Raw genomic sequence first — 11492 nt, forward strand, 5'->3', positions numbered from 1 at the left:
CGCGAACCTGGCGACCGGCAGTCGCCCAACCAAACAGAAGACCCGGGCAGCTCCAGCATGCCCGTACCCGAAAAGACAACCAGGCCGCCCGCACCCACCCAGAACGAGAATCACGAAGCACCCGGCCAGAAACGTTGTTCTCATGCCCTGGATCGCGGTCGCCACGGGCTCGAAGACGCCCGTTCGACATCCGGATCCAGGTCCCCGCCCAGGCCACCGATCCCGACCAATCGCATCCTGCGGAGGAGCACAGATGGCCCGTCGTCACCACCGGAAGCTACGAGTGGCAGGCGGGCTCGTCACGTCCGCCGTGATCGCCCTCGCCGGATGCTCCCTGGTCGGGTCCGCCGACGACGGCGCCAGTTCACAGAAGGCCGGCTGTGTCGCACCCGGCGTGACCGACGACGAGATCCAGATCGGGTTCGTCGTCCCGGACACGGGCCCGCTGGCGAAACCCCTGGCGGCGATGCGCAGCGGCTTCGACGCACGCATCGGCCTGGCGAATGCCGACGGTGGGATCCACGGCCGGCGCATCGTCGCCACCGCGCGGGATGACGAGTCAAGCCCGGCCACGAATAATGAGGTCGTCCGTGACCTCATCGATCGGAAAAACGTTTTCGGCCTGGTGGAGGCGACAACAGCGGCCTCCGGCGGCGCTGACTACCTGCACGACCTCAATATTCCGGTTGCCGGGCTGCCGGCCGAGGGCGTGTGGTCCGAATACCAGAACATGTTCGCGTACTCCTACGTGTTCGGCGAAGGCCCGTCCGTCGACACCTTCGGCCAGTACGTGAAAGCACGGGGAGGTACCACCGCCGCCGTCATCAGGACCGATATCGGTGACGCCCCCCAGGACTTCAGCAGCAAGATCGTGGACAGTCTCGTCGCCACCGGAATCAGAATCCTGCCCGGCCCGTTCATCTGGAACCTGAACACGACCACGCCCGAGGCGATGGCCCAGCAGCTCAAGGCCTCGGGCGCGGACACGATCATCGCGCCCATCTCCAGTGACGAACTCGCCGACATCATGCGGGTGGGGCAGCGGATCGGCCTGAAGCCGAAAGTCATGCTCGCCGCCAACGGCTATGATCCGAGCCTGCTGGCCCGGCAGGGCAACGCGCTGGCCGGCCTGACCACCTTCGTCAACTACGTGCCCTTCGAGGCACGCACCCCGTCACAGCAGATCTACCTGAACGCGATGAGCGAGTTCGCGCCCCAGCTGAGCCGGCCCGACCAGGAGCTCGCGCTGGTGTCCTACATCCTCACGGACGTCTTCCTGCACGGGCTCCAGCTCGCCGGCCCCTGCCCGACCCGCGCCGGTTTCATCGACACCCTGCGCGGGTCCAAGGGCTACAACGCCTCCGGGCTGCTGGCCGGCGACGTGGACTTCCGCAACGACTTCGGCAGGATCAGCAGCTGCTACAGCTTCGTTCAGGTCAACGACGCGGGCACCGGCTACGACATCGTCCGCAACGAGGCACCCGGCGCCCAGAACGCCTCCCTCTGGTGCGGCCAGCGCCTCGACCACTGAGCTGGCCGCAGCCGCGGGTCGCCGCCACTCCCGGCATTGCGGTCAGACAACAGTGGAGGATCTCGGTCGTCGAAACGACCGAGATCCTCCACTGGTCGGGCTCTTCGGACGGGCACTGCTCCCGGTCGACGGCGAAGCCCTGCTGAGACGCCGCGCCGGACGACGCCGCGCTAGACCTTGCGCAGGACCATCGCGAGGTTCCAGGTGACGACCTCGCGGGCGCCGGGAACGCGGAGGACGACCTTCGCCCAGTCCGGCAGGTAGCGCGGCATCGCGTCGACGACCACGACATCGTTGCGCTGGCGTGCCCAGGCGAGGGTGCCGGCGACGGAAACCGGGAACAGGGTCTCGCCGAACCGGTTCTTCGGCGCCTTGCCCTCACGCTTGCGGAACCGCTCGGCGGCCCGGTGGCCCCCGAGGTAGTGCCACGGCGCGGTCTCGTGGCCGCCCCACGGGGAGAGCCAGTTGGTGTAGCTGAGGAAGATGAGGCCACCGGGCTGGGTGACCCGCACCAGCTCCGAGCACATCCGCCACGGGTCGGGCACGTGCTCAAGGACGTTCGAGCTGTAGCAGAGGTCGATCGAGTCGGAGCGGAACGGCAGTTCGAGCGCGCTGCCGCGGATTCGCCCCGGAACGTCGATGCCGCCGGCCTCCATCTCGGAGACGTCCGGCTCAACCCAGTAATACCGGGCGCCCGCGTCCAGGAAGGCGGACCGGAAGTAGCCCGGGCCGCCGCCGACGTCGAGCACCAGCTGGCCGGCCAGGGAGGTGTACCGCTCCAGCTGGCGGACGGAGTCGGCCGCGATGAGCGAATAGAACCCGGCCGGGTCGACCGGCTCCTTGCGGTGCGCCTTGAAGAGCGTGACCGACCGGTTCAGGCCGAAGCCCGCGTACGGGAGGTCACGGAGGGGCGGCGGGCCCTCATACGCGGGCCTGGCCGAAGCCGGCGCGCTCGACGACGGGCTGTTCGAAGCGGACACGGTCTCGGACATGCCGGGCACGATAACACCACTGCCGCGCCGGGTTGTTCGCTGTGGCCGCGACGAAAGGCCTGCTCCCGCGGCAGGCGCCGACGGGCCCGCCCGCGGGTCGCCGCGCGGCCCGATCCGGTGCCCTCGTTCGCCCTGCCGTTCGGCCGGTCGTTGCGCTGCCGCGGGCCAGCCGGACGAGTGCCTGCACGCCAGCCGGAGGAGTGCCTCCGCACCAGCCGGACGAGTGCCCGCGGACCGGCCGGACGAGGCGGCGGGGCGGGCCGGACGAGGCGGCGGGGCGGGCCCGGATGCCCGCGGGAGGCCACCCCACGGACACCCGGAGAGGGCCCGGAGACCGCCCGGAGCGCCGGTCGTCGTAGGACGCCCGGCGCCACCCCCGCGATAGCGCCCAAGAAAACTGAAAGCGGTGGAAGGCACCGGTTCAACCCGCTATGTTCTTCCTTGGCTCTTCGTCAAGCGTCACCCTCACCTGACTTCCCGACGACTCGGGCAGCCTTTCGTCGATTTTTCTCGTTTCCCATGCCCGGAGACCGGACTTTCGGGCGTCCCGAAAGGTCGGTGCCGGCGATGACCCCGACGGCTCTGCGCCACCCGCAGAACGAAAGCTGGCCCGAGTGACCCAGATCTCGGATTCCGCCCCGGCCGGCGCCGAGTCGATCCGCACCACGGCCACCGCCGACGATCCGCGGCTCGCGGCGCCGGCCGTGGCGCCGGCCCGGCAGGCCGACGGCGCAGGTCTTCGCCACGTGCTGGCCCGTCCGTACGGTGTCATGGCGGAAATGGCCCGGATGCGCCGCCAGTCACCGTTCTATGACTCGCGGGTCGACGAGATCGCGGGGCGACGCATTCGCATCGACGGCCGATGGCTGATCGACTTCGCGTCCTGCAACTATCTGGGATTCGATCTGGACCGCGAAATCATCGAAGCCGTGCCGGAGTATCTCGACCGTTGGGGAACCCACCCCAGCTGGTCCCGGATCATCGCCAATCCACGGCTGTTCACCGAGATCGAGCAGAGCCTCTCCGAGCTTCTCGGCGCGCCCGACACCCTGCTGCTGCCGACGATCAGCCACATACATCTGTCTGTGCTGCCCGCGCTTGTCGGCCAGGGCGCCCTCTTCGTCGAGGTGCATGCCCACAGCTCGGTGCACGACGGGGCGGCGATGGCGTTGGGCCGAGGCGCCACCGTGCGCCGGTTCCGAGAGGCCCGGCTCGACCGGCTGGACCGCGCGCTGCGCGCGTGCCGGCTCTTCCCCCGGGTCATCGCGATCGACGGCGTGAACAGCATGACGGGCAACGGGCCGCGGCTGGCCGAGATCCTCGCCGTCGCCCGGTCGCACGAAGCCGTCGTCTACATCGATGACGCGCACGGGTTCGGCGTCATCGGCGAGCGCTCCCCGGCGGAGCTCACTCCGTACGGGCTGCGCGGGAACGGCATCGTCCGCCATCTCGGGCAGTCCTACGACGACGTCGTCATGGTCGGCGGCTTCTCGAAGTCGTATTCCTCGCTGCTCGCGTTCGCGACCTGCCCGACCGAGCTGAAGGACTACCTCAAGACCATGGCCAACCCTTACATCTTCTCCGGCCCGCCGCCGGTCGCGTCGCTGGCGACCGCGCAGGTCGGGCTACGGGTCAACGCCGAGCGCGGCGAACAGGCCCGGCTGGCCCTGCACACCCTGACCGCCAGGGCGCTGGCCGGGATCCGCTCGCTCGGGCTGGCCACCCTGAACAGCTCCGGCCATCCGATCATCGAGATTCCGCTCACCGACCCCGGCCCCGACCACGCGGACGCACTCGGCGCGTTCCTCTTCGAGCGGGGCATCTACGTGACGGTGGCGCCGTTCCCGCTGGTGCCCCGGGACCAGGTCGGTGTGCGCGTCCAGGTGACCGCCGCGAACACCGAGGCCGAAATCGACACGCTCCTGGACGTCCTGAGCGACGCGGCCCGGCGTTTTCCCCTGCGCCGCCTGGACTGATTTCTTTTCGGGCGGCGGCTTGACCTTGACCCTGCGTCAGGCCTCCAGCATGGCCCCATGACCGCCATCAGGCCCGCGATCGAGGTTTCCGGGCTTACCAAGTCCTACGGGCGACACGCTGTGCTCAACGGCGTCGACCTGACCGTCCCGCAGGGCTCCGTCTACGCGCTCCTCGGGCCCAACGGTGCCGGCAAGACGACCATCGTCAACATCCTCTCCACCCTGCTGGCCCCCGATGGCGGCGAGATCCGCGTCGGCGGCTTCGACATCCGACGCGAGCCCGCCGGGGTGCGTGCCGCGATCGGTGTGACCGGGCAGTTCTCCGCGATCGACGAGCTGCTCACCGGGCGTGAGAACCTGCGGCTGATGGCCGAGCTCGCCCACCTGGAGCGGGCGACCGCGACCGCGGCGGTGACGGTGCTGCTGGAGCGGTTCGACCTCGTCGCCGCGGCCGACCGGCGGGCGCAGACCTACTCGGGCGGCATGAAGCGTCGCCTCGACCTGGCGATGACGCTCATCACCCGGCCCCGGCTGATCTTCCTCGACGAGCCGACAGCCGGCCTCGACCCACGCAGCCGTCGCGACCTGTGGGCGATCGTGCGCGAGCAGGTCGCCGACGGCGTGACGGTGCTGCTGACGACRCAGTACCTCGACGAGGCCGACCAGCTGGCCGACCGGATCGGAGTGCTCGACGGTGGCCGCCTCGTCGCCGAGGGTACGGCCGCCGAGCTGAAGCGGCGGGTACCCGGTGGGCACGTGACGGTGCAGTTCACCGACGCCGCGGGGCTGGCCGCCGCGGCGGCCGCGCATCCGCAGGCCTCGTCCAACGTCGAGGCGCTCACCCTGCAGGTGCCGGGCGACGGCAGCGTCGCCGGGCTGCGCCGCCTGCTCGCCGGCCTCGACGACGACGCCGTCGCCGGCCTCACGGTGCAGTCCGCCGACCTCGACGACGTGTTCCTCGCGCTCACCGGCCGCACGGCCGCAGCGGCGCCCACCGCAGAGGGGATCCCCGCATGAGCACCGCCTACGCCGTCCGGGACTCGGCGACGATGCTGCGGCGCAACCTGCTGCACATCCGCCGCTACCCCTCACTGTCGATCATGCTGGTCGCGCAGCCGATCGTGTTCCTGCTGCTGTTCGTGTACGTGTTCGGCGGGACCCTGGGCGCCGGCCTGCCGGGCCAGGAGGGCGTGACGGGCGCGGTGGGCCGGGCCGGCACCGGGGACCGCGGCGACTACCTGGAGTTCATCACGCCGGGGATCCTGTTCATGACCGTCACCAGCATCGCGCTCGGCACCGCGATCTCGACCGCGACCGACATGACCACCGGGATCATCGCCCGGTTCCGCACGATGAACATCGCCCGGCTCTCGGTGCTCACCGGCCACGTGCTGGGCGCCGTCATCAGGACCGGTTTCGCCGTGGTGATCGTGGCGGCGGTCGCGTTCGGGCTCGGATTCCGCTCCGACGCCGGCCCGCTCGACTGGCTCGGTGCGATCGGGCTGCTGGTCGGTGTCTCGTTCGCGCTCACCTGGCTGACCGTCGGCATGGGCCTGGCGGCGGACAGCGTCGAGACAGCCAGCAACACGCCGCTGTTCCTGGTGATCCTGCCGTTCATCAGCAGCGGCTTCGTGCCGACCGACGCGATGCCCACCGGGCTGCGCCAGTTCGCGGAGCACCAGCCGTTCACCCCGATGATCGACACCCTGCGGGCCCTGGTCACGGGTACGTCGGCAGGCGCCGACCTGTGGCTCGCGATCGGCTGGTGCGCCCTGATCGCGCTGCTCGGCTTCCTGTGGTCACGTCGGCTGTTCCTGCGCGTGCCCACGAAATAGGAGACTGGCATGGTGCTCACGATCAGCCAGCTGGCGGCGTACGCGGGCGTCACCGTACGCGCGGTGCGGCACTACCACGCCAAGGGTCTGCTGGCGGAGCCGGAGCGAGACCACTCCGGCTACCGGCGCTACGACGCCCGCGCCGTCGTCGAGCTGGTCAAGATCCGCACGCTCGCCGAGGCCGGCGTGCCGCTCGCGCAGGTCCGCGAGCTGCTGGACGCGGGCGAGGAGGAGTTCAGCACCGCCGTCGCCGACATCGACCGGCGCCTGCGCGCGGAGATCAGGCTGCGGCAGCGGCATCGCGAGCGGATCGCCCAGCTGGCGGCCGGTGACAGCCTCGCCCTGCCGCCGGAGGCGGTGGCCTACCTCGACCGGCTGCGCGAGCTCGGGCTCCCGGAGTTGATGATCGCGGGCGAGCGGGACGCCTGGATCCTGGTCGCCGCCCAGCTCCCGGAGCGCATGCCACTGCTCATGAAGCTGAAGCGGCAACAGCTCGACGACCCGGCGATCGTCACGCTCTACCGCGATCTCGCCACAGTGATCGAATGGGATGCCGACGACCCGCGGGTGGCGGCCCTGGGCGACCGGCTCGTCGCCTCCTTCGAGGCCGCCGACACCACGGAAACGGAAGCGGGGAACCGGGACTGGGAGATCACCGACGAGCTCGCGGAGCTCCTCGACTCCGTCTTCCTCGAGTCGGTGCCGATCGCACGCAGGCTCCTGAAGCAGCTCGAGGAACGCGGCTGGCACGGCTGGACCAAGATCGAGCGAATCCAGCCGAAATAGTGGCGCGGCCGCCAGCGCCCATGGCCGTTCAGATCCGTGGACGGACCGGCTCCCCAGCCCTCGACCCTCATCGGGCAAAGTGACGGAGGCGCCAGAAACCCGAATCGCTCCAATCCGTTGGATGAATGACGGGACACCCGGCGATCGGCCATCGCGGACAAATCGCCGCCACGGGCAGCCCGCACATCCGACATCGCTGGTCCGGCACCGCGTCACAGCAGCCAGCGAGACCCGAAGAACCCCCGCGACCTGCGGCTTCAGGGGCCGCGGACGGCGCCAACGACTCCCTGGAGGGACGGAATCCCACCCCCGCAGCTCCCGGCGAGGTGCGCGGGATCGGCAACTAAAGGGCTCTTCGTTGCCCTTCCGATAAACACCCCTCGAAGACTTGCAAAACCGGCGAAGAAATGGATGTAAAGAGACCCGAAGAAAGAGAAACGCGGAGCCCTTTAGGATCGCGAACGGAACAGCCGTGCACTCGCCGAAAGCTGACCAGCGCTGTCAGAAACCCAGAGGCTCCAATCAAGATCGCCAGCCTGTGGGTGAGGGTGCCCTCCATCAACGTGTCCGGGCCTCCGAGGGTCCGGCAGCCCGGCTTGGCGAGTCGCAAACGTGAAGGATTCTGGTTGTTCCGACGACCGAAATCCTTCACCCTTGCGGCTCGCCAGGCAATCCGGCGCCCCTTTTGCCCCTTTCGAGGACGAACTGCCGGTGCTGCGCGGGATCCTCGATGGGCAGCCGTGCGGGTGCGGTTCGCCTTCCGTCAGCACGCCTCAGCCTCGTTAGCCGTCAGATCAGCCGAAGTTGGCGGCCCTCGGACCGGCGTCGGATCTGCGCGGCGGAGGGCGCTGATCCGATCCGTTTTTCCAGGTACCGACCGTCGATGGCGGAGAGGAACGGCGAAGGCCCGGTCTGGACGACCTCCCCGCCGCGGCGACGTCGCGTGGCATGGGTGAGAACGAGTCGGGTACGCGCCCGGGTGATTCCCACGAACAGCAGGCGCCGCTCCTCCGCCTCGGCGTCGGCAGCAGGGTCAGCGGCACCGGCAGGCCCGACGGCAACGGTACCGCCAGGCCCTGAAGCAGCGGCAGCCCCGGCGGGCGCCGATCTGCCCCAGCGCAACGGCAGCAGCCCGTCCTCGCAGCCGACGATGATGACGAGCCCGAACTCCAGCCCTTTGGACGCATGCAGCGTGAGCAGGGAGATCCGGTCCGCCCGGGGATCCAGGTCGTCGACCTCCGTCCCCAGCGCGACCGCGGTGAGGAAGGAGTCGAGATCTGTTCCCGCGGCGGCGGCCGCCGGGGCCAGGAGCTCCACCGCCCGGCGTARCTCCGCCGCACCGGGCGACCGACCGCCGCCGTCGGCGGCTTCGGCGCGCAGAACCGCCCCCAGCGCGGTGTCCGAACCGGCCGCGAGATCGGTCAGCCGCGCGGCGGCGTCCCGCAGGGCGGCCGACACGGAGCGCGGCGGTTCGCCGGACCGTTCCCGCAGGTCCGCGAGCAGGGCCCCCACCGCGGGCAGCTCCGCGAGCGGGGTGTGGCCGTGCTGGCGGAACGGAAACCCCCGGCGCAGCAGCGCGTCGACCACGGGCTCGGCCTGGCGGGCCGTGCGGTACAGCACCGCGATGTCGGCGAAGGAGAGTCTGCCCCGCTCCGATCCGTCCACCGCACCGGAGTCGAGGGAGTGGAACGAGGTGCCGCCCAGCGCCTCCTCGATGAGGTCGACGACGGCGATCGCCTCCTCCGCCTCGCTCCCGCACGGCCGGATCACGACCGGACCGTCGGCGTCCTGGCCGGTGACCGCGCGCAGCTCCCGGTCGGGGACGAACGTGCTCGGTGCGATCGCGTCCAGCGCGGCCCCGACGATCGTCGGCGTCGACCGGTAGTTGCGGGTCAGCGAGACCCGTCGAGCGCCCGGACGGTCCTGCTCGAACCGCAGGAAGAAGCCGACCTCGGCGCCGCGGAAGCTGTAGATGGCCTGGTCCGGGTCACCGATCGCGCACAGGTCCCCGTCGGGCGGGCACAGCTCCCGCAGCAGCCCGTACTGCACCTCGTCGATGTCCTGGAACTCGTCGACCCAGACGTGCCGCCAGCGCCGCTGGTACTCCTGGGCCAGCTCGGGGGACGACCTCAGCAGCCCGAGCGGGAGGGTCACCAGGTCGTCCAGGTCGACCATGTTGCGGTCGCGCAGCGCGGCGTCGTAGCGCGCGAGCACCCCGGCCGACGGATGGTCCCGGTAGGACCGGCCCAACGCGCGCCGCCGTTTGAGGTCGGCCAGCTCGGCGACGACCCGGCTCCGGGCCTGCGGGCTCTCGGCGCCGTGCAGGGCCTCGTCCACCAGCTCGTCGCGGACGGCGTCGTCCGCCACCCGCACCTCGGCGGCCCGCGCGAGCGCCTCGTGCCGCTCGCGGATGATCGCGAGGCCGAGGCCGTGGAACGTCGTCGCGGTCACCGCGGATCCGGCCACGGATCCGGCCGTCGACCCGGCCGTGTCCGTGCCCGTGCCGAGCAGCAGATCGAGACGCTCCCGCAGCTCACCGGCGGCCCGGCGGGTGAAGGTCACGGCGAGGCACTGCTCGGCGGGCACCGCCAGCTCCCGCACCCGGTACGCGATGGCGTGCACCAGCGTCCGGGTCTTGCCCGTGCCGGGACCGGCGAGGACCAGCATCGGCCCACCGACCTGCTCCGCCGCGCGCCGCTGGTCCGGATCCAGGCCGTCGAGAACGGAACGGCCGCCGGGAGCCGCATCCGGCGCGGAGCCGGAGCCGGGGTCGGGATCGCCCGGTACCGAGCCGAGGACCTCCGGGACGGGGCCTGGCACCTCCGGGGCGGGAGCCTCCCGGGCAGAGTCGGGGGCCTCCGGTCCAGGGGTGGCGGCCTCGGGAACCAGCGCGCTGCGCCGGGCGGAGCCCCGGGCCTTACGTCCGCCCGAACCGCCGGCGCCGCCGGTGCCGGTGGAGGTTGGCCGGGGAGCCGTCGGGTGCACGTCGAACAGCGTGCCCGCGTCCGCGCTCAGCTCGTCCGGCTGGAAGAGCCGGATGACGCCGTACTCACCGTCGTACCCCGCCTGGCGGATCACCTCGCCCCGGCGCAGGCGCCCGATGCCCTCCACCAGCGTCGGTGAGCCGACCTCGGCGATCGCGTCGAGCGGGACGTCCGAGAGGATGCCCAGCTCCGGGCCCAGCCGCGAGACCAGCGTCGTCACCTGGGAGGCGACCGCCTTGCTCTTCGGGCCGACGCCGAGGATCTCGCCGACGATCTCCGGCAGCGCGACGAGCGAGGTGACGTCCCCCGCGGTCTCGGGGCGGGTGGACTCGGTCCGGTCGGCCAGCGTGTCGACCCGGTTCAGCACGCCGACGGTCAGGCCGCGGCCGCACTCCGGGCAGAGCCCGCCGAGCTCACGGGTCTGCTCCGGGGTCAGCGCGACCCCGCACTTGCGGTGCCCGTCGTGGTGGTACTTCCCCTCCTCGGGAAAGAACTCGACGGTGCCGCCGAAACCGTCCCCGGTGCGCAGCGCGGCGAGAATCGAGAAGTAGTCCGGATCGCAGGTGAAGGCCGTCGCCTCGCGGCCGAGCATCGGCGGCGAATGCGCGTCGGAGTTGCTGACCAGCCGGTACCGGTCCAGCCCGGAGATCCGCCAGAACATCTCCGGGTCGGCCGAGAGCCCGGTCTCCAGCGCGAAGACGTGGTCGGCGAGATCGGCGTAGCAGTCCTCGACCGCGTCGAACCCCGACTTCGAGCCGAGAACGGCGAACCACGGGGTCCACACGTGGGCGGGGACGAGGTAGCAGCCATCGCCCGCGGCGAGCGTTATCTCCAGCAGGTCGCGGGAGTCCAGGCCGAGTATCGGACGTCCGTCGGCGGCCAGGTTGCCGATTCGGGCCAGTGCGGACGTGATCCGACCGGCCGACTCCCGATCGGGTGCGTAGAGGAGGTGATGGACCTTTCTGGTGCGCTCACCACGCTTGTAGATCGTGGAGATCTCGGTGGAGATCATGAATCGCGTCGCCGTCCGGCACGAGGCCGGCAGCGTCGCGAGCACGTCGCGCTCCAGATCGGGGCGCAGCCGGAACAGCCCCGGCTCCGCCGGCACCAGCTTGGTCGCCAGCTCCTGCGACCACGCCGGATGGGTGAAGTCGCCGGTGCCGACGACGCTGATGCCTTTTCTGGCCGCCCACCACGCCAGATGCTCCAGGTCGCAGTCGCGGCTGCAGGCCCGCGAGTACCTGGAGTGCACGTGGGTGTCGGCAAAGAACCGTGACCTCACGGATGCGTATGTTGTCGCATCCCACCTTCGGGCCGGGCAGCGGCACGCCGGTGGACACGCCACCGAACACGCGGAATCCCGCATCCGACCACGGACCGACCACGGC

7 protein-coding genes are annotated in these 11492 nt (G+C 70.9%); 5 read left to right on the forward strand and 2 right to left on the reverse strand.

Annotation, left to right across the window (positions count from 1 at the left end; genetic code table 11):
- The first annotated feature begins 253 nt into the window (after positions 1 to 253).
- Positions 254 to 1531, forward strand: a complete 1278-nt coding sequence (locus CcI49_RS32150; protein ID WP_054565104.1) for an ABC transporter substrate-binding protein — start codon at positions 254 to 256, stop codon at positions 1529 to 1531.
- A 170-nt stretch (positions 1532 to 1701) separates the two neighbouring features.
- Here the strand turns inward: CcI49_RS32150 and CcI49_RS32155 are convergent, their stop codons facing one another.
- Positions 1702 to 2523 (reverse strand): class I SAM-dependent methyltransferase, encoded by an 822-nt coding sequence (locus tag CcI49_RS32155; RefSeq protein ID WP_198955705.1) that lies wholly within the window; start codon positions 2521 to 2523, stop codon positions 1702 to 1704.
- Between the two features lie 614 nt (positions 2524 to 3137).
- Between CcI49_RS32155 and CcI49_RS32160 the strand changes: the two genes are divergently transcribed.
- The 4 genes from CcI49_RS32160 to CcI49_RS32175 are packed head-to-tail and all read left to right on the forward strand — an operon-like array spanning position 3138 to position 7120.
- Positions 3138 to 4499, forward strand: a complete 1362-nt coding sequence (locus CcI49_RS32160; RefSeq protein WP_076832965.1) for a pyridoxal phosphate-dependent aminotransferase family protein — start codon at positions 3138 to 3140, stop codon at positions 4497 to 4499.
- Positions 4500 to 4556: 57 nt separating this feature from the next.
- Positions 4557 to 5516 carry an ATP-binding cassette domain-containing protein gene (locus tag CcI49_RS32165; RefSeq protein ID WP_054565106.1) on the forward strand — a complete coding sequence of 320 codons (960 nt, stop codon included), beginning with the start codon at positions 4557 to 4559 and terminating at the stop codon, positions 5514 to 5516.
- Complete coding sequence (locus tag CcI49_RS32170) at positions 5513 to 6334, forward strand: ABC transporter permease (protein WP_076832968.1); 822 nt, start codon at positions 5513 to 5515, stop codon at positions 6332 to 6334. The genes CcI49_RS32165 and CcI49_RS32170 overlap by 4 nt, the downstream gene beginning before the upstream one ends.
- A gap of 12 nt (positions 6335 to 6346) precedes the next feature.
- Positions 6347 to 7120 carry a MerR family transcriptional regulator gene (locus tag CcI49_RS32175; protein WP_054565473.1) on the forward strand — a complete coding sequence of 258 codons (774 nt, stop codon included), beginning with the start codon at positions 6347 to 6349 and terminating at the stop codon, positions 7118 to 7120.
- A gap of 789 nt (positions 7121 to 7909) precedes the next feature.
- Here the strand turns inward: CcI49_RS32175 and CcI49_RS32180 are convergent.
- Positions 7910 to 11386: a UvrD-helicase domain-containing protein gene (locus CcI49_RS32180; protein WP_076832972.1), complete on the reverse strand. Its 3477-nt coding sequence runs from the start codon at positions 11384 to 11386 to the stop codon at positions 7910 to 7912.
- Positions 11387 to 11492 lie beyond the last annotated feature (106 nt).

The organism is Frankia sp. CcI49, assembly GCF_001983215.1.
GTDB lineage: Bacteria > Actinomycetota > Actinomycetes > Frankiales > Frankiaceae > Parafrankia > Parafrankia irregularis.

What these genes read in the sequence shown, in the direction of transcription:
- CcI49_RS32150 (WP_054565104.1), top strand. Translation starts at nt 254, where the DNA reads ATGGCCCGTCGTCACCACCGGAAGCTACGAGTGGCAGGCGGGCTCGTC.
- CcI49_RS32170 (WP_076832968.1), top strand. Translation starts at nt 5,513, where the DNA reads ATGAGCACCGCCTACGCCGTCCGGGACTCGGCGACGATGCTGCGGCGC.
- CcI49_RS32155 (WP_198955705.1), bottom strand. Translation starts at nt 2,523, where the DNA reads ATGTCCGAGACCGTGTCCGCTTCGAACAGCCCGTCGTCGAGCGCGCCG.